22 protein-coding genes are annotated in these 25,512 nt (G+C 66.4%); 12 read left to right on the top strand and 10 right to left on the bottom strand.

Annotated features, from left to right (window positions below; all coding sequences use genetic code 11):
• Positions 1-90: 90 nt before the first annotated feature.
• Positions 91-804 (top strand): response regulator transcription factor, encoded by a 714-nt coding sequence (locus EIP75_RS08495; protein WP_125242814.1) that lies wholly within the window; start codon positions 91-93, stop codon positions 802-804.
• A gap of 160 nt (positions 805-964) precedes the next feature.
• A complete protein-coding gene (locus EIP75_RS08490; RefSeq protein WP_158622782.1) occupies positions 965-3,805 on the top strand; it encodes an ATP-binding protein in 2,841 nt (946 codons plus the stop codon).
• Positions 3,806-3,808: 3 nt separating this feature from the next.
• Here EIP75_RS08490 and EIP75_RS08485 read toward each other — a convergent pair whose 3' ends face one another.
• Positions 3,809-4,168: a DoxX family protein gene (locus EIP75_RS08485; protein ID WP_233584761.1), complete on the bottom strand. Its 360-nt coding sequence runs from the start codon at positions 4,166-4,168 to the stop codon at positions 3,809-3,811.
• Between the two features lie 271 nt (positions 4,169-4,439).
• Here EIP75_RS08485 and EIP75_RS08480 point away from each other — a divergent pair, with 271 nt between their 5' ends.
• Positions 4,440-5,195: a LuxR C-terminal-related transcriptional regulator gene (locus tag EIP75_RS08480; RefSeq protein ID WP_125242811.1), complete on the top strand. Its 756-nt coding sequence runs from the start codon at positions 4,440-4,442 to the stop codon at positions 5,193-5,195.
• Between the two features lie 25 nt (positions 5,196-5,220).
• Here EIP75_RS08480 and EIP75_RS08475 read toward each other — a convergent pair whose 3' ends face one another.
• Positions 5,221-6,630, bottom strand: coding sequence for an ATP-binding protein (locus EIP75_RS08475; RefSeq protein ID WP_125242810.1), 1,410 nt, complete (start codon positions 6,628-6,630; stop codon positions 5,221-5,223).
• Between the two features lie 141 nt (positions 6,631-6,771).
• The gene (locus tag EIP75_RS08470; RefSeq protein ID WP_125242809.1) at positions 6,772-7,662 is read right to left on the bottom strand and encodes a helix-turn-helix transcriptional regulator; all 891 of its coding nucleotides are present in this window, start codon (positions 7,660-7,662) and stop codon (positions 6,772-6,774) included.
• 332 nt (positions 7,663-7,994) lie between these two features.
• On the opposite strand from EIP75_RS08470, the gene EIP75_RS08465 reads away from it, so the two are divergent.
• The 8 genes from EIP75_RS08465 (at position 7,995) to EIP75_RS08430 (ending at position 15,208) form a co-directional block, all read left to right on the top strand.
• Positions 7,995-9,068: a BMP family ABC transporter substrate-binding protein gene (locus tag EIP75_RS08465; RefSeq protein WP_125242808.1), complete on the top strand. Its 1,074-nt coding sequence runs from the start codon at positions 7,995-7,997 to the stop codon at positions 9,066-9,068.
• Positions 9,065-9,748 (top strand): flavin reductase family protein, encoded by a 684-nt coding sequence (locus EIP75_RS08460; protein WP_125242807.1) that lies wholly within the window; start codon positions 9,065-9,067, stop codon positions 9,746-9,748. The genes EIP75_RS08465 and EIP75_RS08460 overlap by 4 nt, the downstream gene beginning before the upstream one ends.
• A gap of 3 nt (positions 9,749-9,751) precedes the next feature.
• Complete coding sequence (locus tag EIP75_RS08455) at positions 9,752-10,225, top strand: nucleoside deaminase (protein WP_125242806.1); 474 nt, start codon at positions 9,752-9,754, stop codon at positions 10,223-10,225.
• 163 nt (positions 10,226-10,388) lie between these two features.
• Complete coding sequence (locus EIP75_RS08450; RefSeq protein ID WP_233584751.1) at positions 10,389-11,438, top strand: ABC transporter substrate-binding protein; 1,050 nt, start codon at positions 10,389-10,391, stop codon at positions 11,436-11,438.
• Positions 11,439-11,450: 12 nt separating this feature from the next.
• On the top strand, positions 11,451-12,428 hold the full coding sequence (locus EIP75_RS08445) for an isopenicillin N synthase family dioxygenase (protein WP_125242804.1): 978 nt from the start codon (positions 11,451-11,453) through the stop codon (positions 12,426-12,428).
• Positions 12,425-12,856 (top strand): VOC family protein, encoded by a 432-nt coding sequence (locus EIP75_RS08440; RefSeq protein ID WP_125242803.1) that lies wholly within the window; start codon positions 12,425-12,427, stop codon positions 12,854-12,856. Before EIP75_RS08445 ends, EIP75_RS08440 begins: the two co-directional genes overlap by 4 nt.
• Before the next feature lie 76 nt (positions 12,857-12,932).
• Positions 12,933-13,673: a 2OG-Fe dioxygenase family protein gene (locus EIP75_RS08435; RefSeq protein WP_125242802.1), complete on the top strand. Its 741-nt coding sequence runs from the start codon at positions 12,933-12,935 to the stop codon at positions 13,671-13,673.
• A gap of 173 nt (positions 13,674-13,846) precedes the next feature.
• Positions 13,847-15,208, top strand: coding sequence for an HD-GYP domain-containing protein (locus EIP75_RS08430; RefSeq protein WP_125242801.1), 1,362 nt, complete (start codon positions 13,847-13,849; stop codon positions 15,206-15,208).
• A 25-nt stretch (positions 15,209-15,233) separates the two neighbouring features.
• Here EIP75_RS08430 and EIP75_RS08425 read toward each other — a convergent pair whose 3' ends face one another.
• From EIP75_RS08425 to EIP75_RS08400, 6 genes are all read right to left on the bottom strand, one after another.
• A complete protein-coding gene (locus EIP75_RS08425) occupies positions 15,234-16,010 on the bottom strand; it encodes an enoyl-CoA hydratase (RefSeq protein WP_125242800.1) in 777 nt (258 codons plus the stop codon).
• Positions 16,011-16,068: 58 nt separating this feature from the next.
• Positions 16,069-16,917 carry an alpha/beta hydrolase family protein gene (locus EIP75_RS08420; protein ID WP_125242799.1) on the bottom strand — a complete coding sequence of 283 codons (849 nt, stop codon included), beginning with the start codon at positions 16,915-16,917 and terminating at the stop codon, positions 16,069-16,071.
• Between the two features lie 103 nt (positions 16,918-17,020).
• Positions 17,021-18,232 carry an acetyl-CoA C-acyltransferase gene (locus tag EIP75_RS08415; protein WP_125242798.1) on the bottom strand — a complete coding sequence of 404 codons (1,212 nt, stop codon included), beginning with the start codon at positions 18,230-18,232 and terminating at the stop codon, positions 17,021-17,023.
• Between the two features lie 17 nt (positions 18,233-18,249).
• Positions 18,250-20,649 carry a 3-hydroxyacyl-CoA dehydrogenase/enoyl-CoA hydratase family protein gene (locus EIP75_RS08410; RefSeq protein ID WP_125242797.1) on the bottom strand — a complete coding sequence of 800 codons (2,400 nt, stop codon included), beginning with the start codon at positions 20,647-20,649 and terminating at the stop codon, positions 18,250-18,252.
• Between the two features lie 82 nt (positions 20,650-20,731).
• Positions 20,732-22,522 carry an acyl-CoA dehydrogenase C-terminal domain-containing protein gene (locus EIP75_RS08405; protein ID WP_125242796.1) on the bottom strand — a complete coding sequence of 597 codons (1,791 nt, stop codon included), beginning with the start codon at positions 22,520-22,522 and terminating at the stop codon, positions 20,732-20,734.
• 92 nt (positions 22,523-22,614) lie between these two features.
• Positions 22,615-23,301 carry a TetR/AcrR family transcriptional regulator gene (locus EIP75_RS08400; protein WP_233584760.1) on the bottom strand — a complete coding sequence of 229 codons (687 nt, stop codon included), beginning with the start codon at positions 23,299-23,301 and terminating at the stop codon, positions 22,615-22,617.
• A gap of 408 nt (positions 23,302-23,709) precedes the next feature.
• Here EIP75_RS08400 and EIP75_RS08395 point away from each other — a divergent pair, with 408 nt between their 5' ends.
• Positions 23,710-24,279 carry an HNH endonuclease gene (locus tag EIP75_RS08395; RefSeq protein ID WP_125242794.1) on the top strand — a complete coding sequence of 190 codons (570 nt, stop codon included), beginning with the start codon at positions 23,710-23,712 and terminating at the stop codon, positions 24,277-24,279.
• 5 nt (positions 24,280-24,284) lie between these two features.
• On the opposite strand, the gene EIP75_RS08390 is transcribed toward EIP75_RS08395, so the two are convergent.
• On the bottom strand, positions 24,285-25,484 hold the full coding sequence (locus EIP75_RS08390; protein WP_125242793.1) for a glycosyltransferase family 4 protein: 1,200 nt from the start codon (positions 25,482-25,484) through the stop codon (positions 24,285-24,287).
• Between the last annotated feature and the right edge of the window lie 28 nt (positions 25,485-25,512).

The following is a 25,512-nucleotide window of genomic DNA, read 5'->3' as shown; positions in this document are numbered from 1 at the left end:
CTTACCTGGCCATTGGAGTGATGTACCAAGGCTCAATAGGCAGAAAGGCGCATTCTCACTATCGTGGCAGCATCAAGACCTCAGGAGCGCATGATGCTGCCAGCCACCAGAATCGTCGATCCTGCCGGGATCACCGTCGCGGTGTGCCACCGTGACCCATTGATTCGGCTCGGCATCACCGCTGTGCTGCGTGATGACATCCGCTTCAGACTCCACCACGATGGCAGGCCTGCGCTCGATCCTCCAGCGCTGTTCAATGCCGCCGGGAGTACCCAGGTCACTGTGTGCGACTACGACACCGGCATGGCCCTGCTCAGGCACACCTGGGGCCGCAGCACTCCCCCACGGGTCATGGTGGTGACGCCCCGTGACCGCGAGGCAGATGTCCAGCAAGCCCTTTCACAGGGCATCCTGGGTTATGTGCTGGTGGGATGCCGGCTGGATGAAGTGACCGATGGCCTCATGGCCCTGAGTCGAGGCCAGCGCTTCCTGACTTCGTCCGCGGCCCAGCGCATTGCCGACCGGTTCTCGTACCAGGCATTGACCAACCGCGAGACCGAGGTGCTGCACTTCGTGGTGGCAGGCTGGAGCAACAAGATGATTGCCAACCGGCTGGGCGTGAGCGAGGGAACGATCAAGACCCACGTGAAGGCCATCCTCGAGAAGCTGGGTGTGCGCCGGCGCACCGAAGCGGCGAACATCGCCACACGCCGCGGCCTGGTAACCACAGAGCACATGGCCAGCCACGCCGTGATGGGCGCCGCGCCGCACCACGGCAGCGAGGCCTTGCAGTTCGCGGCCTGAACGGCCTGAGGAAACCGGATCCACGCCCCTCCACCACGACGCCTATCGCCGGGATGGCCATGGTGCACCGCACTCGCCCAGAAAACTGTCCAGAAGGCCCATGCCGGAAGGAAAGGCATCCTAAAATCTGACACATCCCGTCAGTTTTCTGGAGCCCGCGTTGAACGCAGCCCCGCCCCAGGCGACACCGGCTCTGGAACCCATCAAGCCGGCGTTGGGTTTCGGGCCCTTCCTGCTGTATCGCACGCAGCGCAGATTGCTCGACAACGGCCAGCCTGTCCGCATCGGCAGCCGGGCCCTGGACCTGCTCATCGTCCTGGTCGAGCATGCCGGCCAGGTGCTCAGCCGCGATGAGCTGATGCGGCATCTCTGGCCCCGCGAAGTCGTCGAAGAGAACACCCTGCGTGTCCACGTGGCCGCGCTGCGCAAGGCCCTTGGGTCGGACCAGCACCAGGGGCCCCGCATCGCGAACGTGCCAGGCCGCGGCTACAGCTTCGTTGCCGAGGTCTTCACGCACCACGACAGCGCCGTCGCCCTGCCACCCGTGCCGCCCAGCGCGACGCGCCTGCCCCCCGTGCTGGCGCGCATCGTGGGTCGGGGCGACGTGGTCGCCACGCTGTCGGCGCAACTGCTGACGCAGCGCTTCGTGAGCATCGTCGGGGCCGGCGGCCTGGGCAAGACCAGCGTGGCCCTGATGGTGGCCGAGGCGGTGTCTGCGCGACATGCCCAAGGCGCCTGGTTCGTGGACCTGTCCACCGTGGCCACGTCGGGCTCGGTCACCGAGGCTTTCTCCAGCGCATTGAATGTGCCGACGGTGGCCGGGCACCTCGAATCACGCCTGCTCAAGCACATCGCCACGCAGCAGGCGCTCATCGTCGTCGACAACTGTGAACACGTCCTGGCGCCACTGGCCCTGCTGATCGAGCGCATCCTGGATGAATGTCCTCAGGTGCGCATCCTGGCCACCAGCCGTGAGCCGGTGCGAGCGGCGGGCGAATGGGTCCACCTGTTGACCCCCCTGACGGTGCCACCCGACGCCGTGCCGTTGAACGTGCAGGAGGCGCTGCGCTTCTCCGCTGTCCAGCTTTTCGCCGAGCGCGCCCGTGCGGGAGACGACCGGTTCGAGCTCACCGAAGAGAACCTCGCTGAGGTGGTCGAGGTGTGCCGCCAGCTCGATGGCATCCCGTTGGCGATCGAGTTCACAGCGGCCCTGGTGCGGGCGTTCTCGCTGCGCGGCGTGATGGATGGCCTGGCCGAGAAGCTGCTCGCGCTGAGCGGCGGCAGGCGGATGGCGGCCTCACGCCACCAGACCCTGCATGCCATGCTCGATTGGAGCCACCAGCTCCTGTCGCCCGTCGAAAAGCGCGTTCTGCACCACCTGTCCGTGTTCACCACCGGCATGAGCATGGACTGCGCGGTGCTTGTCGCCGGTGATGATGCCCTTGGGTTGAGCCCAACCGATGTGCGCCTGACCGTTGCGGCCCTGGGCAACAAGTCCTGGCTGTATGCGGACGCCCTGGCCGAACCCGTCCGCTTCCACATGCATGGCATGGCCCGCGCGTTCGCGCAGGAGCAACTGCGCGCCAGCGGTGCGTGGGACCACGCGGCCAGGCGCCATGCCGATCACATGCAGCGCAAACTGCAGGAAGCCAGGCTTGACTGGCCACGGCTCGACCATGAGGCATGGCTGGCCCGATACGCCCCGTTCTCGGTCGATGTGCTAACCGCGGTCAGCCGCACGCTTGCGCAGCCGGACGGCCTGGCACGGGCCGAGGCGCTGATGTCCGACGCCTGGGTGCTGGGCTTTCAGCTGCACCAGTTGGCCGACCATGTCGTGCTGGCCAGGCAGATCCTCGAGGCCCTGGAAGACCGGGGCGGCGATCCGATGGCCGAGCTGCGCATGCACCGCATCATCGTGCTCCTGGATGGCCCCCAGATCAGCCCCCGCACGCGCGACACCTTCCATGGCGAAAAAGCCCTGGCCCTGGCCAAGCAGATCGGCTCGCAAGAGCAGCTCATCTCGTGCCTGCTCATCAACTTTTTCGAGAACGTGAGCAACGGGAACTTCAAAGGCGGCCTGGACAATGGCCTGTATCTGCAGGCGCGCAGCATCCACCCGAGCGACGCCCAGGCCACATCGTCCTGCGAGCGCATGCTGGCGGTGTCGCATCACCTGCTGGGCCATCACGACACGGCCCAGGAGCTGGCCCGCCGGGTGGTGGCCCACCAGGGCTGGAAGCCTTCTTTCGACCTGCCTGCCAGCGTGATGTCACAGCAGGCCGGGGCGCAGATCGTGCTGGCGCGAACGGCCTGGCTGCAAGGCAGGCCGGACAGCGCAGACGCCCTGTGCCGTGAACTGGTGCAAGCCGCCACCGACGAGGACGACATGGCACTGTCCCAGTTGATCGGCCTCGCGGCCCTGCCCGTGGCCCTGTGGCGTGGCGACATGGCGCATGCGCGGACACTCTCCAGGCGTCTGCGGGAGGAGGCCGTGCGTCGCGGCCTGATGTTCGAATGGGCCGCCTGGCTGGAGGCGATCGACACGATCATCGAACTGGGCCTCGACAACCCCCGGTGTGCGCGAGCCATCCATGCCAACAGCAACCTGGTGCTGGTGGACCATGCCGCCACGTTCAGCCGCCACAGCCTGGACCAACGCGGCCTGGAAAGGGCCCACAAGTGCCTGGTGGGCTGGTGCGCACCAGAGGTGATGCGCGCGCAGGCACTGGCCTGGCTGGAGACCGAAGAGGCCTCGCCCAGCCTGCTGGGCCGGGCAGAGACCCAGCTGCAGCAATCCCTGCGGCAGGCCAGGCAGCAAGGCGCCCTGGCCTGGGCCTTGCGTTCGGCCACCAGCCTCGCGCAGCGGTGGGCTGTTGGCCCGAAAGCCGAAGAAGGCCAGGCCTTGCTGGCGAGCGTGCTGGCGCAGTTCACCGAAGGGCACGGCACCCGCGATCTGCTGCTGGCCCGCGCTGTGCTGAACAAGCCACGGCCCGCCCACTGACCCTCAGGCATCCAGCCGCTCACGCAGGTCCATCCACGCGACAAGGCACAAGCCCCCCACCAGGCCAATGTGCTCGAAGAAACCGTTGGCGAGCATCATGCGCTCGGCGGCCGGGGCATCCCAAAAGCGGTTGGCCACGAAGTTCGCCATCAAGGTGAAGCCGGCCAGGGCCAGCGCGCCCAGCCACCGCCACCGGCCAGACAGCACCATGGCGCTCGCGCCCAGCTCCAGGACGATGGTGGCCAGGGCCATGGGCGCCGCCGGCTGGATCCCGAAATGCACCATTTCCGCCGTGGCGCCCGGGACATCGAACGCCTTGACCAGGCCGCCCTGGATGTAGGCCGCGCACAGCGCCAGCATCATGAACCACCTGGCCACGGGCCCCGTGGCCCACAAGATGAGCACTGGTGGCCGGTAGGTCGGGTGCAAAGAAGGGGGACAGGTCTTGCGTTTCATGCCAAAGCCCACATGACATCGATCGGTGAGAAGCCCTGCAGTGTGCGCAGCGATGCGCGGCTTGACATCCTCCGATCGAGAGAGGGGAACATGCACTGAACAAGATTTCACAACTCATCACTCGCCAAGCACGGGGGCCAGAGGCACCATGGACACACCAAGAACCGAGCCGTAGCCGATGCCCCTGCACCACCCCTGCCTGAAAGTCCTCATCGCGTATGAAGACCCACTCGTGTCGATCGGCCTGCACACGGTCTTCAACGAGCGAGCAGACATCTTGGTGGTCTGTGCATCAATGCTCAACGGGCGGTATGTCGAGCCGCTGGTGGATGTCGTGATCGCCGACCTGGCCTGTGGGCTGAGGATCGCCGCCGAACGCCGGCAACTGGAACGCACCGTCCGTGCCCCTGCGGCCAGGCTGCTTGTCATCACCCCCCACGACACGGAAGAGAACGTCAGGGCGGCGCTGGACGCCGGCATCCAAGGCTACATCGGCCTGGGCAGTCCGGTGCAGGAGCTGATCGAGGCCGTCAGGTCCGTGGCCGCAGGTGGGCGGTATCTGTGCGCCCAGGCCACGCAACGCGTCGCCGACAGCCTCACACGCGCCTCGCTCACCGCACGTGAACGGCAGGTGCTCGGCCTGGTCGCAGCAGGTTGCTCGAACAAGGACATCTCGGCCGCCCTGGCCATCTCCCTGAGCACCGTGAAGGCCCATGTGAAGGCCTTGCTGGACAAGCTGGGCGCATCGAGCCGGACGCAGGCCACCAGCCTCGCCGTGTCCAGGGGCTTGATCACCGCCTCCAGCCTGCCCCACCCCAAGGCGCCATCAGCACCATCCGTGGCGCCAATCCCCACGCGGTCACAGGGCAGAAGACCTTGGCAACACGCCTGGATGGCCAGGATACAGGCCGAGACACCGCTCGCGAAGTTGTAGCCAGGCACGGTGCACGATCATCTGTTCATGCGCCCTGGCGTTCAGCTCCAGCTGCGAAGAAACTCCGCATCAGCGCAGGCACGCGAAAGTGGCCGGGGCCCACATCCAGCGCTGGTTCGATGTGGGACTTTTCCAGCAAGCCGATCAGGTGGCCCGGCATCGAGGTGGATGCCCCCTCAAGCGACGCCAGGGACTGCCGGGCCGCATCGAAGGTGAACGACTCGCCCAATCGACTGCAGCGGCGCAACACGGCCAGGTCCACATCGCCCAGAAGCTCCAGGCTGGATCGGCACAAGGCTTCCAGACTCGCATGGCGCTTCGGTGCTGTGCGTCGGGGATGCGGCAGTGCGAGCAGCTCTTCGGCAGACAGGCTCTTCGTGGAGCGCAGGCCCAACCGGGCCGCGTTCTGCGCCATCAATTCGATGGCCAGGGGCAGGCCCTCGACCCTGCGGCACAGCGCGATGGCATCGGCCATGTTGTCCTGCGTCAGGCGAAACCGCCCACCATCGTGGGCCCTGATCCTGTCGGCCAGCAACGCAACCGCCGGGCTATGCAGCGCCGGCGTCCCTTCATGGCGCAAGGATCCGATGTCAGGGATCTCGAGCGGCCGCAGCCAGTGCAGTTGCTCATGCGGCAAGCCCAGCGGTTCGCGGCTCGTCGCCAGCACATGGACCAGATCACCATGCGCCGCCCATTGCAGCACCGACGAGGCGACCGCATCCAGCGCCTTGTCGCAGTTGTCCAGGACCAACAGGCTTCTCTTGCCAGCAAGGCCCGCCAGTCCGGCGAGCGCCGGGAGGGCCTCGGCCACTGCCGCGTCCGGGCCATCTGCCAGGTCGATGAAGTGCACCTCGTCGTCGAAGGCCTGCATCACGCGCAGAGCAAGCTCCCGCGCCAAGGTGCTCTTGCCCATGCCGCCACCGGCCACCAGCGTGGTCACGCGATGGCGCTGGACAGTCCCGACCAGCGCGGCGAGTTCGTCGTCACGCCCCACCACCGGATCATGGTTGGAGGGCAAGGTCCTTTTCATCCTGTGCCATGACACGGGGACCTGGCCGCGCGGTGTGCCTTCGTCGTGGGGCACGAGCGTGCAGGCGCCACAGATCAGGCTGTAGCCCCGCCCGGGGATCGTCGCGATGTAACGAGCCTCCTTCTGGTTGTCGCGAAGCGCCTTGCGCAGGCTCGCCATGTGGACACGCAAGGTGTTCTGCTCGATGACGATGCCGGGCCAGGCCAGCTCTTTCAGCTCATCAAGGCTGACCACCTGGCCCGCACGCTCTATGAGCGCGAGCAACAGCTCAAACGCGCGTCCGCCAATGGGCACGGCCTGACCACGCGTGTCCAGCAACCTGCGCTCGCGTGGTTGAACCACGTACTCACCCACGGCCACGGGTGCCGTGGCCGGCATGGGAGGGGTGGCAAGCCACGGCAGCACGTCGATCGACCTCCAGGAGACAGTGGGAGCGCACCGGCGGTGTCCGGTGAGCGACTGGCCTGAGGGTAGGCGGCGTGACCCGGCCGATCTAGAACAATCGCCCGGGCTTTGAACAAAAGTACATGGATCGGCCTGGCGCGCTCAGCGGTGCGCGTGGCGCCGCCATTTGCCCGGGGCCATGCCTTCGGCACGGGCGAACACGCGGCCGAAATGGCTCTGGTCCGAGAAGCCGCAGTCCGCCGCGATGTCAGCCAGGGGCAGCCCGGTCTCGCGCAGCAGCCGGCACGCCTGCGCCACGCGCTGCTTGATCAGCCACTGGTGGGGTGTCGTCCCGGTGGACTCGCGAAAGGCCTGCATGAAGTAGCTGCGCGAGACCCGGCATGCCTTGGCGATGTCCGCGATCGTGGCCGGCTCGTCGCCCTGGGACAAGAGCATGTCCTTGGCCAGCACCTCGTGGCCCTTCGACAGGCCGGTGCGCCGCGCCTGGCGCTCCGGCACGGCCTGGCCGTAGTGCTCATAAAGCCGGGTGCCGATGGCGATGCCGAGCTGCTCCAGGAACAAAGGGCTGGCCAGTTGGGGCTGCTCAAGCACCGGTGCCACGGCCTGGGCAAGGTGTGCCAGGATGGGGTCGTGCAGCCCCGCGCCGCATGCCATGTCCCGCACCTCACGCCCGCTCCGCTCGTCATTCATCCGGGCCACGAAGATGCGCGGCACCTCGATCAGCAGGAAGTCGAACGACCCATGAAGGTCGGCCCGGTAGTCCTCGGCGAAGTCGCGAACATAGATGGCGTTGTTGTCGAAATCGTGCAGGCTGGAGCGCGCGCCCTTGAGCAGGCGCCGACGATGCCCTTCCTTCATGGACACGCCGACCAGGAAGCCCCGGCCCGACGCGGGAGTCTCCACATGGCTGATGGCAGCCTCACCCGCCTGCTTGCGATAGAACACCAGATCGCCGGCGCTCAATTCCTGGCTGCCATGCAGACGGTCTGCCGAGCACCCGAGCGAATCCGCCCGTCCGGCAGGACGGGCCATCGCTTCATGGGACGGCGGGATCACGGGCATGTGGCGCGCTTCGGTTCACGCTGGGTCCAAGCACTTGTGATGCCAGGCCGGAGCGTCATTGGAGGGGCTCGATGGTACCGGAAGGCGACAGTCAAGCCACAAGCCCCATGCCCGACGAAACGCCAACATCAGCCCCTGAACGGGGCGCACATGCCCCATAGTAGCGCAACCGCAATGCCAATCATTGTTGTGCACAATTTACTTTATTTGAAATTTATCAATTAAATCAACAATTTAATTAAACATGAAGGCTGGCACGATTGTTGTTTGTATACAATTAAATCAACCACCGGATGTTTGCCATGCACCGCCGCTTCCTGCTCCTCGGCGCCCTTGCCGCCGCCACGCTCGCCACGCCCTGGGCCCATGCCGCCAGCGGCCCGCTCAAGATCGGCTTCATCTACCCCGGCCCCGTGGCCAACGTCGGGTGGACCTTCCAGCACGAGCTCGGCCGCAAGCTGATCGAGAAGGAGTTCGGCCCGCGCATCCAGACCGTCTTCGTCGAGAACGTGCCCGAATCGACCGATGCCGAGCGCGTCATCCGCCAACTGGTGGCCGATGGCTGCAAGATGATCTTCACCACCTCCTTCGGCTTCATGGAGTCGACCGTCAAGGTCGCCAAGGACCACCCCGAGGTGATCTTCGAGCACGCCACCGGCTACAAGATGGCCAAGAACTTGGGGCTGTACCAGACCAAGTTCTATGAAGGCGCCTACCTGCTGGGCATGCTGGCCGGCAAGATGACGAAGAAGAACACGCTGGGCTTCGTCGCCTCCTACCCGATCCCCGAGGTGCTGCGCAACATCAACGCCTTCACGCACGGCGCGCGCAGCGTGAACCCGGCCATCAAGACCAAGGTGATCTGGATCAACAGCTGGTACGACCCGACCCGCGAGCGCCAGGCCGCCGACGCGCTGATCGGCCAGGGCGCGGACGTGCTCTACCAGAACACCGATTCACCCGCCGTGGTGCAGCTGGCCCAGGCGAAGGGCCTGTACGCCTTCGGCCAGGATTCGGACATGACCCGCTTCGGCCCCAAGGCCCACCTGACGGCCAACACCGTGAACTGGGGCGTGTACTACCGCATGAAGGTCAAGCAGGTGCTCGACGGCCAGTGGAAGGCCCAAGACACCAAGTGGGGCATGAAGGAGGGCATGATCGAGCTGGCCGCGCTCAACCCTGCGATCCCCGCCGATGTGGTCAAACTCTTCAACGACAAGAAGGCCGCCATCGTGGCCGGCAGCTTCCACCCCTTCCAGGGCCCCGTGAAGGACCAGGCCGGCAAGATCAAGGTCGCGCCGGGTCAGGTCATCAGCGATGCCGAGCTGTGGGGCATGAAGTGGTACATCGAAGGCGTGGAAGGCGCACTGCCATGATCCCCATCCCCACGGCCACCCAGGCCATCGATTTCGAGCAGCTCACGGCCTACCAGCGCTACAAGCTGATGGCCAGCCTGATCGTGCCCCGGCCCATCGCGCTGATCACCACGCTCAGCCCGGGCGGGGTGGTCAACGCCGCACCCTTCAGCATGTTCAACATGCTGGGCGAGGACCCGCCCATCGTGATGGTCAGCATCAACCGCCAGCACGACGGGCACCTCAAGGACACGGCGGCCAACATCCTGCGCGAGAAGGAGTTCGTGGTGCACATGGCCGACGAGGCCATCGCCGCGCAGATGCACCGCTGCGGCGAGCACCTGCCGCCGCAGCAGAGCGAGATCGACCACGTGGGCTTCACCACCCTGCCCTCGCTGGCCGTCAAGCCGCCGCGCATCGCCGAGGCGCCCGTGTCCTTCGAGTGCGTGCTGCACGAAACGCTGGAAACGCCCAGCCGCTACGTGTTCATCGGCCGCCTGCTGTGGATGCATGCGCGCGAAGGCCTGATCGACACCGAGCGCTGGCGGGTGCACCTGCAGCACTACTTTCCGGTGGCGCGCTTCGGGGCCAGTTTCTACATCAACAGCCGCGAGCGCTTCGCTATTCCCGAGCCGAACGAGCCCGACCAGGCCGGCCAACCCGGAGACTCCAGCCGCAGCACCTCCATCGACGAGATCTGAGCCATGACCTCTTTCACCGACGACGACACCGCCCACATGCAGGCCGCCATCCACGCCTCACGCCAGGCCGTTGCGCTGGGCAACATGCCCTTCGGCGCCACGCTGGTGAAGGATGGCCAACGCCTGCAGGTGTCACGCAACGAGCAGGTCACCTCGGGCGATTGCATGGCCCATGCCGAGGTGGTGGCCGTGCGCGACGCGGTGCGCGTGCATGGCCGTGCAGCCCTGCGTGGCGCCACCATGTACGCCAGCGGCGAGCCCTGCGCCATGTGCTGCGGCGCCATGTTCTGGGCCGGCATCACGCGCGTGGTCTACGCCGCCACGCTGGACGACATCATCCTGTCACTGGGCGACCCCACATTGGCGATGAGCTCCAAGCAACTGCTGGCCACCGCTTCGCCCACGGTCCAGGTGGAAGGCCCGCTGCTGCGCGAACCCGCCGCGCGCGTGCTGCAGGACTTTGCGCAGGGCACCTGAGGCGCGTGGAGAAAATCGGACGGGTCCGCCCTCTCCCGGTGCGGCATGAGTTCTGCTTGGACACCCTCAGGAGTAGAAGCGTTCAGCGGCCCGCAGGCCGCCCGGAAATTGCTCCATGCGCTTCCTGCAACCGGGTGCATCGCCCAGGCTGCAGGGAGTCTCCATGGCCATCCTTCCTGTTCGCACCATGATTGACCGTCGTTCCCTGCTGGCCGCCACCGGCGCCCTCCTGCTGTCCCCCACGCCCTTCGTCCGCGCGCAGGGCTCCCTGCACAAGTTCAAGTTCAACCTGGGCTGGAAGGTCGAGGCCACCGCCGCCGGCTTCCTGCTGGCGCAGCAGCGTGGCTACTACAAGAACGCCGGCCTGGACGTGACCATCGACACGGGCAACGGCTCGGCCGCGGCCATCAGCCTGGTCGGCAGCGGTGCCTACGACTGCGCCTCGGCCGACCTGGCCACCATGGTGGAGTTCAACGTCAACAACCCCAGTGCCGGCTTGCGGGCCGTGGCCATCCAGTACGACCTCAACCCCAATGCCATCCTGGTGCGCAAGGACGGCCCCATCAAGAAGCCCGCCGACCTGGCCGGCAAGACGTTGCTGGGCCAGCCCTTCAACGCCTCGCGCAAGCTGTTCCCGGCCTTCGCCAAGGCGCAGGGCATCGATCCCGCCAGCGTGCGTTGGGAGAACGTCGTGCCCGACATCGGCGACACCCGCTTCGTCAAGGGAGATTTCGATGGCGCGGGCTACTTCTATTTCACCGGACTGCTCAACCTCAAGCTGCGCGGCATGGGCCCTGAGCAGATCACCATGTTCCGCTACTCCGACTTCGGGATGAAGTCCTACGGCAATGGCCTGGTGGCCAACGCCAAGAGCATGGAGCAGACCGAAGCCATGAAGGCCTTCATCAAGGCCAGCACGCGCGGCTGGATCGAGGCCATGGCCGACCCGAAGGCTGGCGCCGCCGCCATCAAGGCACGCGAGCCGCTGGCCAACGAAGAGATCGAATTCGAACGGCTCAAGCTCATCATCGACGGCAGCATGAACACCGCCGGCACGCGCGCCCATGGCTGGGGTGCGGCCACGCCGGAGCGACTGCAGGCCACCATCGACGAAACGGTGGCTGCCTTCGGCCTCAAGAGCACGCCCTCGGTGGCCGACATCTGGACCGACCGATTCCTGCCCTTTGCTGCCGATCGCAAGCTCAAGGCCTGAGCCCGGGAGCGCATGATGATCCCGATCATTGACCTCCAGGACGCCCTGACCTTGGGCGAGCCGCGCAGCGCCCAGGTCGCCCGCGAAATGCGCGCCGCGGCCATGGCCTCGGGCTTTTTCTACGTGCGCCACCATGGCGTGGATGCCGCCCAGGTGGACGCGCAGTTCGCCCTGGCACGCGAGCTTCTAGACTTGCCCCTGGCCGCGCGCGAGCGTCTGGCCATGCACCTTTCGCCCTCGATGCGCGGCTTCGAACTGATGGGCGCCCAGACGCTGGACCAGGAGGCTCGCCCCGACCTGAAGGAGAGCTTCTACTGCGGCATGGCCTACGCGCCAGACCACCCGTATGTGCAGGCCGGCTACCAGACCTACGGCCACAACCAGTGGCCAGCCGAGGTGCCACGCGCCCCCGCGCAATGCGAGGCCTACATCCAGGCCATGCTGGGCCTGTCGCGTCGCCTGATGCAGCTGATGGCCCTGTCGCTCGGCCTGCCCGAGACCTGGTTCGACCCGACCAGCGACAGCCCCATGGTGACGCTGCGCATGATCTGCTACCCGGCCCACCCCGAAGGCGCAGACGATCGCACTTTCGGCGCTGGCGCGCACACCGACTGGGGCGCCATCACCATCCTCGCGCAGGACAGCCATGGCGGTCTGGAGGTGCAGACACCCGAAGGCCATTGGGTACCCGCCACGCCCATCCCCGGCTGCTTCGTGGTCAACCTGGGCGACATGATTCCGCGCTGGACGAACGGCCTGTACCACTCGAACCCGCACCGCGTGCGCAACCTGCATTCCGGCGGGGCGCCCCGCTACTCCATCCCCTTCTTCTACGAGCCCGACTACCTTGCCCGCATCGAGGCCGTGCCGGGCACCGTGCCCGATGGTGAGGTGCCCCGCTACGCCCCCTGCACGGCCGGCGAGCACCTGGTCGAGATGTACCGCCGCAGCTACGCCCTCAAGCCCCATGGCGAGGAGGCCACGGCATGAAGCTCTGGTTCAACCTGATGAGCCGCGACATCCAGGCGCAGTTCCACTTCTACCGCGAGGTGCTTGGGCTTGCGGAGGCCGAGGCCTCGCGCTCACTCATCTACCGGGCCCTGGAAACGGCCGATTTCCAGCTCGGTTTCAACGATGGCCGGGCCGCCTACGGCCTGCTCGGGCTCGATGGCCGCCAGCCTCCTGACACGGCGCCCCGCGCCACCGTGGCCTACGCCACCTTCATGCTCGCAACGCCAGCCGCCGTCGATGCGGCCGTCCAGGCTGTCCTTGCGCAGGGCGGCCACTTGGTCAAGGGGCCGTTCGCCACCTACTACGGTCAGTGGCAGGCCGTGCTGGCCGACCCGGAAGACAATGTTTTCCGCATCGCCACGGACAGCCTGCCCAAGGGCGTGACGGCGCCCATGCTTGCGCCATGATCTGGCGCAAGCGCTCGACGCGCCGGCAAGGCCCCGGCGTGATTCCTGGGCCCCGCTTCATGAGACGATCACGCCCATGCAGATCGTCAACGCCACCGCTCCCGCCGACCTCCCGGCCCGCCTCGATGCCCACGGCTGGGCCCTCACGACGCCGATCCAGTTGGCGCCCTGGATCGGCGCGACGATGCGCGAACTGGACGATCTGCACGCCAGTTGGTCCGACCTGCCGCCCGATGCGCACCTCAAGGACGGGGGGCGTTACCGCTTCCGCCGCCACGGCTGCTACGTGCTGAACACCAGCAGTGGCGAGCTGACGCAGACACCCCACCGCGCCCACTGGCAGCCGGTGGAGTACAACGCCCTGCACGGCGGCATCGAACGCTGGTTCGAGCCCATCGCACCGGCGGTGGCGCAGGCACCGGCCTGGCGCAGCCTGCTCACCCACCTGGGCCAGGCCCTGGCCCGCGACGGCACCGTGCCCACCTGGTACATCGAAGCGCACCAGTTCCGCGTTGACACGCAAGGCGGCATCGGCCGGCCCACGCCTGAGGGCGCCCACCGCGATGGCGTCGACTACGTGGCCGTGATCCTGCTGGAGCGACACGGCATCAAGGGCGGCGAGACCCGCGTCTTTGAAGCCCAAGGTCCGCATGGCGTGCGCTTCACGCTGAGCGAACCCTGGTCGCTGCTGCTGCTGGACGACACCCGCGTGATCCACGAGAGCACCCCCATCCAGCCCTTGGGCGAACACGGCTGGCGCGACACCCTGGTGCTCACCTTCCGCCAGCGTGGTTTCCAGGGGCCGGCCCAGGCCTGAGCTTCAGCTTTTTTCAGGCAGCGGCGTGCTGCCTTGGGTATTCGGTCAATCCCGAAGTTTCGTCGTGCATAGTTGACGAATCGCGACCAAACGGGCTGAAAACAGCCTTCAGCCCCGCTGGCGCCCCGTTTTTTTGACGAGAATCGTTTCTCGTTATCAGACACGCCATCACCGTGACCGAAGTACCTGCCAGTGAGGTGAACCCTCATTATCTGGACCATGTGATGACCGTGGCCGACAGCCACGGGGTCGAGGCCAGTGAAGACATCGTCGCCCGCAACGGCATGAAGCTGTTGGCCAAGGGCGCGCGCATCGACGCCAGCGTGCGCGAGCGCCTGCTTGAGCACAAGCTCAACAAGCCCCTTGAAGAATGCATGCAGGTGGCGCATGGCGTCACCATCGCCCAGTTGCTGGGCGAGGCCGAGGGCATGATCGAACAGTGCAGCCTGCTGCGCGAGCTGTTCAGCGCCAGGGGCCTGCGCGCCGAGGCGCTTCAGGCGCTGCGGCAGATGCCGATGGGCGCCCCCATGCAGTCGCTGTTGACTGTGTACCACGGCTCGGGCGCCGACAAGCTGGACCACGCCGTGCGCGTGGCCCTGCTCACACTGGGCCTGTCCCTGCGGCTGGAGTCACCGCAGAGCCGCGCCAGCCGGACACAGTTGCTGCAGGCGGGCCTGTGCCACGACGTGGGCGAGCTCTACATCGAGCCTGGCTACCTGCAACGCGGCCAGCAGCTGCGGCCCGATCAATGGAAGCATGTGGCCGCGCACCCCGTGGTGGGCTGGCGTGTGCTCAAGGACATGCCCGGTGTGGGCAAGGTCGTGGCCGAGATGGTGATGGACCACCACGAGCGGCTCGACGGTTTCGGCTACCCGCGCGGGCGGCTGGGCCCCGATCTGCCGATGGACCACCAGGTGCTGGCCATGGGCGAGCTGCTCGGCAGCTTGAAGGACAGCCGCATCGCGCCGCTGCTGCGGGCCGACGTGGCGGTCAAGCTGATCCCCGGCGAGTACGACCGAGAGCTGACCAGCCTGGTCGACCGCACCGTGCGGCAATGCGAGACGCATGAACTGGTGCAGACGCTGAGCCCCCTGCCCAGCGTCGACGACACCCTGCGCAAGGCAGAAGCCACCGCGGCCTATGTGCAGCGTCTGGGGGAGGCCCGCGAGCTGTTGCGCGAAGAAGTTCAGACCGCCAGCGAGCCCTTCAAGGCGCTCACACAGCAGGCCTTCGTGCGTTTCGACAACATCCAGAAGGCCCTGGCCAGCACGGGCGTGGACGCACGGGCGCCGCAGGATCTGCGCGAGCAGCTTGACCAAAGCGAGCTGCAGAACAACCAGGGGCTGCACCTGGAGCTGGCCGTGGTGCTGCGCGAGATCAACTGGCGCCTGCGCGAACTTGAGCGCGAGATGACCGTGAGGGTGGAGCGCGCAGCGCCGGCCGAACTGGATCGCCTGGCGCGCGTGGTGGCGCACATCCGTGGCGGCCAGGAAGGTGCTTCGGCGCAGGCCGCGCCGGAGCCGGCCCTGGGCTGAACGCACCAGGGCCTGGGCTCACGCCTCAGAACTTGGAGAAGTCGGGCTTTCGGCGCTCCATGAAGGCGCTGATGGCCTCCCTGGCGGCCGGGCCGCGCAGCAGCTGGCCGAAGTGCACCAGTTCGTCGTCCATGATGGATTTGAGCGCGGCATCGTTGCCCTGCTTCATCAGCATCTTGGTGACGCGCAGCGAGGCCGAAGGCTTGTCGGCCAGCTTGCGGGCCTGCGCCTGGGCGAAGCCGTTGACCTCGTGCGGGGGCAGGATGCGGCTGACCAGGCCCATGTCCAGCGCCTCTTCGGCGTAGAAGGCCTCGCCCAGCATCAGCTTCTCGGCGGCGCGGGCGTAGCCCACCAGGCGCGGCAACAGCTCGCTGGAGCCGGCCTCCGGGCACAGGCCCAGGTTCACGAAAGGCAGGCTGAAGGCCGCGTTGTCGCCCGCGTAGACCAGGTCGCAGTGCAGCAGCAGGGTCGTGCCGATGCCCACAGCGGGGCCGGCCACGGCCGCCACGATGGGCTTGGGGAAGGTGCGCATGGCTTCCAGGTAGCGGAACACCGGTGCCGGGCCTGCGTCGGTGTTGACGGGCGGGCGCTCCTTGAAATCCTGCAGGTCGTTGCCGGCCGTGAAAATCTGCTCGTGGCCCTGGATGACCACGGCCCGCACGGCCTCGTCCTTGGCGGCCGATTCCAGCGCATCGGCCAGCGCCGTGTACATGGCCGCCGTGATGGCGTTCTTCTTGTCGAGGCGGTTGAAGGTCAGTGTCAGCACCGCGCCTTCGCGGTGGACCAGGATGTCGTCGGACATGGAGTTACTCCTCGGGGAAAATTCAGTGGGGAATCGTGATGGGCAGCGGCACGGGGTGTCAGGCGTCCAGCCAATGCAGCACGCGCGGCCACAACACGGTCTTGGCGTGCGACTGGAACACGCCGAAATGGCCGATGCGCTTGAGGCCCATCGCCTTGGGCGCCAGTGATTCGAACTGTACCGGTGCCTGGCTGTAAAGGCGGTACAGGCGGCGAATGCCCTCGGGCGAGAGCAATTCGTCGTCTTCCAGGATCACGGCACGGATGGGCGTGCGCACCTGGGCATAACGATCGCGCATGGCCTGGCCTTCGGCCGCCAGGTACTCGGGGTGCAGGCACCAGCGGCGCCATTGCCACATCACACCGGCCGGCAGATCACCAATGGCCCCCAGGCGCTTGCCCGGGAAGTAGCCCGCCACGGCGATGCCCAGCGGTGCCAGCACCCACCACAGCAACGGTGCGGCACGGCGTGTCCGCGGGCTGTTCAGCGCCACATGGCCATTGCCGCTGGCCACCGTCACCATGCGGTCGAAATGCACCTGCTCGTCGAGCATGCCGAAGATCTGGCCGCCCAGGCTGTGGCCCAGGTAGCTGTACGGCACGCCGGGCCACCGCCGCACCAGTTCGCGCACCACGGCCGGCTGGTCCTGGGTGGCCCAGGTAGTGATGCTGGCCTTGAAGCCGCGCATCCGCGCCGGGGCCGAATCGCCCATGCCGCGGAAGTCGAAGGTCAGCACCGCCACGCCCTGCGAGGCCAGCCAGGTGGCGAAGGCCTCATAGAAGCGCTGGCCCACGCCCATCGCGGGCGAGATCAGCACGGCGCGCCGTGGCGGACCGTCAGGCTCGTAGGCCCGGGCCGCCAGCGCCACGCCGTCGTCGGTGGTGATCGTCAGTGCCTGAAAGCCCATGTGTGCTCCGTGCAATGTCTGTCGTCACAACCCATGGCCCAGAAAAAAGCCCGCACGGTGGCGGGCTTTCTGGCAAGGCTCATGGCCGTCGCGGATCAAACGTTCACAGACGTTCGATGATGCCGGCAGCGCCTTGGCCGGTGCCGATGCACATGGTCACCATGCCGTACTTGCCGCCGGTGCGCTGCAGGCCGTGCACCACAGTGGCGGCGCGGATGGCACCGGTGGCGCCCAGCGGGTGGCCCAGGGCGATCGCGCCGCCCATCGGGTTCACCTTGGCGCGGTCGAGCACGTAGCCCTTGGCGTCCAGGTCCTTCAGCACGGCCAGCGATTGCGCGGCGAAGGCTTCGTTCAGCTCGATCCAGTCCAGATCGGACGCCTTCAGGCCGGCGTACTTCAGGGCCAGGGGGATGGCCTCGATCGGGCCGATGCCCATGATCTCGGGCGGCACACCCTTGACGGCGAAGCTCACGAAACGGGCCAGGGGCTTCAGACCGTACTTCTCGCAGGCTTCCTTCGAAGCCAGGATCAGGCAGCCAGCGCCGTCGGAGGTCTGCGAGCTGTTGCCGGCCGTGACGCTGCCCTTGGCGGCGAACACGGGGCGCAGCTTGGCCAGGCCTTCAGGGCTGGTGTCCGGGCGGGCGCCTTCGTCTTGCGTGATGGTCTTCTTGGTGACCGTCACTTCGCCTGTTTCCAGGTTGGGCGTGCGCACCTCGATCTCGATCGGGGTGGTTTCGGCCTTGAAGAAACCGGCTTGCTGCGCAGCGATGGCACGGCGGTGCGATTCGACAGCGAAGGCGTCCTGCTCTTCGCGGGTCACCTTCCACTGCTCGGCCACCTTCTCGGCGGTCATGCCCATGCCGTAGGCGATGCCCACGTTCTCTTCCAGGTTCACGATGGCCGGGTTGAAGGACGGCTTGTTGCCACCCATCGGCACCATGGACATGGACTCGACACCACCGGCGATCATGACCTCGGCCTCACCCACGCGGATGCGGTCGGCGGCCATGGACACGGCGGTGATGCCGGCGGCGCAGAAGCGGTTGACGGTGGCACCGGCCACGGTCTTGGGCAGGCCCGACAGCAGCGCGGCGATCTTGGCCACGTTCATGCCTTGCTCGGCCTCGGGCATCGCGCAGCCGATGATGGCGTCTTCGATGGCAGCGGGGTCCAGCGAGGGCACTTGCGACAGCGCGCTCTTGATCACGGCCACCAGCAGGTCGTCCGGGCGGGTGTTCTTGAACACGCCACGACCAGACTTGCCGATCGGGGTGCGGGTGGCGGCGACGATGTAGGCGTCACGAAGTTGAGTCATTTGAATGCTCCGATCGATCAGTTGCGGACAGGCTTGCCGGTGGACAGCATGCCCATGATGCGCTCTTGCGTCTTGGGGTTGTCCAGCAGCGTGCAGAAGTGCTTGCGCTCCAGGGCGTGCAGGTATTCCTCGGTCACCAGGGTGCCGTAGTCCACGTCGCCACCGGTCAGCACATCGGCGATGGCCGAGCTGATGTAGTAGTCGTGCTGCGAGATGAAACCACCATCACGCATGTTGATCAGCGAGGACTGCAGCGTGGCCTTGACGTTGCGGCCGGCAACCGGGAAGGTGCGCTTGGCCGGGGCGCGGTAGCCCGAATCGAACATGGCCTTGACCTGGGCGATCGCCACGTACAGCAGCTCGTCCTTGTTGGGCACGATCACGTCGCTGTCCAGCAGGTAGCCGAACTTGCGGGCTTCGATGGCCGAGGTGGCCACCTTGGCCATGGCCGCGGCCTGGAAGCCTTCCTTGACGAAACCGATCAGGTCGCCACCGACCTGGCCGGACACGCCCTTGGACGGCTCCAGCTGCTCAGCGGCACGGCGGGCCAGGTAGGCCAGGCCACCGCCGCCGGGGATCAGGCCCACGCCGACTTCGACCAGACCGACATAGCTTTCCATGGCAGCGACGCGCTTGGAGGCGTGCACGGCCAGCTCGCAACCGCCCCCCAGGGCCAGGCCGTGAACGGCGGCCACGGACGGCACGTTGCTGTAGCGCAGGCTCAGCATGAAGTCCTGCAGTTGCTTCTCGAACGGGGCAATGGCCTTGCCGCCGCCGGACATGAAGGCAGGCATCATGGACTGCAGGTCGGCGCCGGCCGAGAACGGGCCGTCCTGCGACCAGATCACCAGGCCCTTGTAGCCTTCTTCTGCCAGTTGCAGGCCCTTGGCCAGGCCGGCGGTGACTTCGCCCGAGATGGTGTGCATCTTGGACTTGATCGAGGCGATGACGACTTCGTCGTCCAGCGTCCACAGGCGGATGGCGGCGTCTTCGAACAGGGTCTTGCCGGCGGTGTCGGCAGAGACAGCGCCCGAACCGACCACGTCTTCGCGGAAGAACTGGCGCTTGTACACGGGCAGTTCGCGCTGGGGCACGTAGGTCTTCTTGGCGGGGCTCCACGAGCCTTGCGGCGTGTGCACGCCGTCACGGCCGTCGAACACCCAGGCGGGCAGCGGCGTGCTGGTGATGGCCTTGCCGGCATCGATGTCGGCCTTGACCCACTCGGCCACTTGCTTCCAGCCGGCTTCTTGCCAGATCTCGAAGGGGCCTTGCTTCATGCCGTAGCCCCAGCGCAGGGCCAGGTCCACGTCGCGGCAGGTGTCGGCGATGCTCTCGACCGTCACGGCAGCGTAGTGGAAGCTGTTGCGCAGCATCGCCCAGATGAACTGGGCTTGCGGGTTGCCCGACTCGCGCAGGGCCTTCAGGCGCTCGGCGGCAGGCTTGCGCAGGATGTCGGTGACTTCCTTGTCGGCCTTGTTGCCGGCGGGCACGTACTCACCAGTCTTCTCGTTGAACTGGCTGATGACCTTGCCTTCCTTCTTGAAGAAGCCGGCCTTGGTCTTCTGGCCAAAGTTGCCCTTGTCCAGCAGCGCCTGCACGTCCGAAGGCGTGGCGAAGGCGGCGGCGAAGGGGTCGCTGGCGCAGCCCACTTGCAGGGTCTTGATCACGTGGGCCATCGTGTCGATGCCGACCACGTCGCAGGTGCGGTAGGTGCCCGAGGAGGCACGGCCCATGCGCTTGCCGGTCAGGTCGTCGACCACGTCGTAGCCCAGGCCGAAGTTCTTCACTTCGATCATGGTGAACAACAGGCCGGCCACGCCCACGCGGTTGGCGATGAAGTTGGGGCTGTCTTCGCAGCGCACGACGCCCTTGCCCACGGCGGTGGTCACGAAGGCTTCGAGCTGGTCGACCACCACGGCATCCGTGTACTGGGTCGGGATCAGCTCGACCAGGTACATGTAGCGCGGGGGGTTGAAGAAGTGAATGCCCAGGAAGCGCGAGCGCAGCTGCTCGGGCAGCACGTTGGCCATGGCCGTGATGGACAGACCCGACGTGTTGGTCGCCAGGATGGCGTGGTCGTTCACGAAGGGAGCGATCTTCTTGTAGAGATCTTCCTTCCAGTCCAGGCGTTCGGCGATGGCTTCGATGATCAGGTCGCAACCGCGCAACTCTTCGAGGTGCTCTTCGTAGTTGGCCTGCTGGATCAGCACGGCGTCATCGGTCACGCCCAGCGGCGAGGGCTTGAGCTTCTTGAGGTTCTCGACAGCCTTGGTGACGATCCCGTTCTTGGGGCCTTCCTTGGCGGGCAGGTCGAACAGCACGACCGGCACTTTGCAGTTGACCAGATGGGCAGCGATCTGCGCGCCCATCACGCCGGCGCCGAGCACGGCGACCTTGCGGACATTGAATCGACTCATTGTTCTCTCCTAGCGGAACTCTAAGGGTGTGGCGTGAAGCGAAGGGAGGCGGCCATGCCACCTCCCTTCACGGTCTGTCGGATCAGAACAGGGCTTCGTCCAGCTCGGTCAGGGGCTTCAGACCAGCCTTGGCGGTGATCATGGCGGTTTCCACTTCAGGCAGCAGCTTGGCGAAGTAGAAGCGGGCCACGGTCAGCTTGGCCTTGTAGAAGGGGTCGCTGTCGCTCTGCTTTTCCAGGGCGATCTTGGCCGACTGGGCAAACATGTAGGCGAACACCAGGTGGCCGACCACGCGCAGGTAATCGACAGCGGCTGCGCCGACTTCGTCGGGGTTCTGCATGCCCTTCATGCCGATTTCCATCGTGAAGGCCTGCACCTTCTGGCCCAGGTCGGACAGGGGCTTGGTGAACTCTTGCAGGGCTTCGTTGTCGGCGTTGGCCTTGACGAAGCGGGCGATGGTCTTGCCAAAGGCGGTCAGCTTGGCGCCGCCGTCACCCAGCACCTTGCGGCCCAGCAGGTCCAGCGACTGCACGGTGTTCGTGCCTTCGTAGATCATGTTGATGCGCGCATCGCGCACGAACTGCTCCATGCCCCACTCGTGGATGTAGCCGTGGCCGCCGTACACCTGCTGGCAGTGTGTCGTGGCGATGTAGGCGTTGTCGGTGATGAAGGCCTTGACGATTGGGGTCAGCAGGGCGACGGTGTCGTCGGAGGCCTTGCGGACGGCTTCGTCGGGGTGGTTGTGGGCCTTGTCCAGTTCCACGGCGACGAAATAGATCAGGGCGCGGGCGCCTTCGGCGTAGGCACGGGCGGTCAGCAGCATCTTGCGCACATCGGGGTGCACGATGATCGGATCGGCGGCCAGGTCAGGGCGCTTCGGACCCGACAGGGCACGCATCTGCACGCGGTCCTTGGCGTAGTTGACGGCGTTCTCGTAGGCGACTTGCGTCAGGCCCAGAGACTGGTTGCCCACGCCCAGGCGGGCGCCGTTCATCATCACGAACATGGCAGGCAGGCCGCGGTGGGGCTTGCCCACCAGGGTGCCGACGGCGTCTTCCAGCACCATCTGGCAGGTGGCGTTGCCGTGGATGCCCATCTTGTGCTCCAGGCCGCCGCAATGGATGCCATTGCGCGAACCCAGCGAGCCATCGGCGTTCACGTTGAACTTGGGCACGGCGAACAGCGAGATGCCCTTCGAGCCTTCGGGGGCATCAGGCAGGCGGGCCAGCACCAGGTGGACGATGTTCTCGGCCATGTCGTGTTCACCGGCCGAGATGAAGATCTTGGCGCCGGTGATCTTGTAGGTGCCGTCGGCCTGCGGAACGGCCTTGGTGCGCAGCAGGCCCAGGTCGGTGCCGCAATGCGGTTCGGTCAGGCACATGGTGCCGGTCCACTCGCCGCTGGTCAGCTTGGGCAGGTACAGCTTCTTCTGCTCGTCGGTGCCGTGGGCTTCCAGGGCGGCGTGGGCGCCATGGCTCAGGCCGGGGTACATGGTCCAGGCCTGGTTGGCCGAGTTCAGCATCTCGTACACGGCCTGGTTGACCAGCATGGGCATGCCCTGGCCGCCCCATTGCGGATCGGCCGACAGTGCGGACCAGCCGTTTTCGACGTACTGCTTGTAGGCGTCCTTGAAACCGGTCGGGGTCTTGACCTCGTGCGTGGTCTTGTCCAGCACGCAGCCTTCGGCGTCGCCCACCAGGTTCAGGGGGGCCAGCACCTTGGAGGCGAACTTGCCACCTTCTTCCAGCACCGCGTTGACGGTGTCGGCATCCAGGTCCGCGTAGGCGGGGATCGTCTTGAGTTCGTCAACGGCGCCCAGCAGCTCGTGGATCACGAATTGCATGTCGCGCAGAGGGGGGGTGTAGGAAGGCATTCTGAGGCTCCTCGGTGAAAAATCCGCGATGCCGCCTTGGTGGCTCGCGGGCAAAGATCAGGGGTCGGTGAAAAGGGGGGGAAGGGAACAGCTCAAGAGGTTTGCAAGACCCCTGACGCGGCGGCGTTGGGCGCCACCTCTCCAGGCGAGGGCCTCGCGCTGCCCAGTGTGTAGTACTGGATCACGCGCTCGAACCCTGTGCGGGCCCTGTCCATCGACCCCGGCGTGCGCAGGAAGCGCGCATCGTGGTGCAGGGACAGGATCAGCCCATGGATTTCAAACAGCATCTGCATGGCATCGGTGTCGGGGCGCAGCTGGCGCAGCTCCATCGCCTGCTGGATGGCGCGCCCCAGGGCGCCGTGCCACATCAGCACCATGCCGGCCAGCGCATCGCGCACGGGGCCAGGCCGGTCGTCGAATTCAACCGCACCGCTGATGTAGATGCAACCGGAATCGATTTCGGTGGCGACCTTGTCCACCCAGCGGTCGAACAGGGCACGCAGGCGCGGCATGCCACGGGCCTCGCGGATGGCGGGACGGAAGACTTCTTCCTCGAAACGCTCGTGGTACTCGCGGATCACGGAGATCTGCAACTCTTCACGCGAGCCGAAGTGGGCGAACACGCCCGACTTGCTCATGCCGGTGACCTCGGCCAGGGCCCCCAGCGACAACCCCTCGATGCCCATCTGGGACGCCAGGCTCAGCGCCGCGTCCAGGATGGTGGCCCGGGTCTGCTGGCCCTTGTGCGCGGCACCGGCGCGCCCACGCTCGCGCACCACCTCGGCGGCGGGCTTGGCGTCATGGGGCACGGGGCTGGTCACGGGATGGGGATCCTTGCAGAACGGCTGCCAAATAAAACGAACGGTCGTGCTATTTTGCAGAAAGTGTGACCGGTGTGCATGCCTGCCGCAAGTTTTTTTTACGTGAACGCGCTCTGTTTTGCCCACCGAAGGGCCTGCACAAAATCTGCACAGTTGTGCAGATTGCGGGTTAACCCTTTGCTGCACAGCAGCACAGACCAAGGACCGGGCAGACCTCATCCACCGCCATGTGTTGTGCCAAGACACCGGGAATAGGCGGCCCATGGGTGTGCACGGTTGAGAAAATCACGTGGGAGGGCTATCTTGTGTGCAGGTGAGCCTGTGAAGGCGCCACGTTTCGGTGTTCTCTCGTGTCTGGAGGGCTGGATGGACGTGCTGCAACTTGACGTGTCGGGCCGCCCGCAGGCTTGGCTGTCGGCCAAGGAAGCGGCGGTGCTTTATGCCAATGAGGGGGTGGCCTGGACCATGGGCGAGCCCTTCATCGTGCTGCGTGGCGGCATCCAGCGGCTGACCGGCCTGCAGTCGCGGCTGGAGCTGCATCCCATCATCGCGGCGCGCGGCAGCATCCCCAGCCGGGCTTGGCGCCAGACCCCGGCGCTGTCCAACCCCAAGCTGTTCGCGCGTGATCGCTGCATCTGCGCCTACTGCGGTGACCGCTTTCACTTCGACGACCTCACGCGTGAGCACATGGTGCCCACCTCGCGCGGCGGCGAAGACACCTGGAAGAACTGCATCACGGCCTGCCGGGCCTGCAACAGCCGCAAGGGCAACCGCACGCCGCAGGAGCTGGGCTGGTCTTTGCACTACCTGCCCTACACGCCCAGCCTGCACGAGGACATGATCCTGCGCGGGCGGCGCATCCTGGCCGACCAGATGGAATTTCTGGCTTCGCAGTTGCCCAAGACGTCCAGGCTGCTGCCGCAGAACTGGATCTAAGCCTCTCACCCCGCCAGCAAGGCGCGGTAGGCCCGCTCGCCCTGGGCGAAGTCGTAGCGCTCCTTCGCATCGGCGCGAGCCTGGGCGCGGAGCGCCTTGATGAAGGAGCCGCCCTCCAGGGCCTCGACCACATGGTCGGCCATGGCCCCTGCGTCGAAGAAGTCGACCAGCAGGCCGTTCACACCGTGCTGAAGCACTTCTTCGACCGGTGCCGTGCGCGAGCCCACCACCAGGCACCCGCTCGCCATGGCCTCCAGCATGGACCACGAGAGAACGAATGGGTAGGTGAGATACACGTGGGCTGCGGAGACATGCAGCACCTTGCGGAAGGTGTGGTAAGGCACCTTGCCCAGGAAATGGACCCTTTGCAGGTCCAGCGTCACTTCGCGCAGCATCCTTTCACGCCAGCAGGGCGCATCCGCAGGGCGCTGACCATAGCTGATGCCATCGCCGCCGACGACGACGGCGTGGCAACGCGGGTGGGCCTTCTGGATCTTCTCCAGTGCCCGCATGAAACTGTGGAATCCGCGGTATGGCTCGAGGTTGCGGGCCACGTAGGTGATCACCGGATCGCCCGCCTTGAGCACAGTGCCGCCCGGCACGGCCAGACTCGCCCCGTCGTCCGGTTGGAGCAGGTCGGTGTCGATGCCTTCGTGGGCCAGCTGGATCTTGGGCTGGAAAATGGCCGGATGCCGGCTGCGCTGCCATTGCGTCGGGCTGATGCCCACGTCGCAGTGCTCCAGGTTAAGCGCGTGCAGGGCATTCCAGGTGCGCAGCCGCGCCTGGGCATCGAAGCTCGACGGGAATTCAGGATCGAAGCCGACATCGCTGCCTGCCGTGCCGTAGAACCATTCACAGAAGTGAATGAGCTTCGTGCCTGGGTAAACATCACGGACATACAGGGTCTCGCCCCAGCCCGGATGCGCCAGGATCACATCTGGCACATAGCCCTGGGCCTTGAGCTTCTGGAGCACCCGGGCCACGGCCTGGCCGTGCAGCACGGCGGACTCCATCTGCCGCAGGTAGTGATGCTGCTCCTTGCCTGGCTCGCGGTGGGGCTTGTACCTGAGCCATTTCACGCCCGGCAGGCCCGGCGCCGTGTCACGCCCGATGCCCAGCACGTTCCAGCCGGGACTGCTGGCCCAAGCCTGGGCGATCTGGCGGAACTGGCCTGGGAAATTCTGGTGGATCAGAAGAATGTTCATGTGCTTGGCTGCATGACAGCAGGCCCCG

It is taken from the genome of Aquabacterium soli, from assembly GCF_003933735.1.
GTDB classification, from domain to species: Bacteria; Pseudomonadota; Gammaproteobacteria; order Burkholderiales; family Burkholderiaceae_C; genus Aquabacterium; species Aquabacterium soli.
The sequence above is the reverse complement of the archived record's forward strand: the minus strand, read 5'-3'. Positions and strand labels throughout refer to the sequence as shown.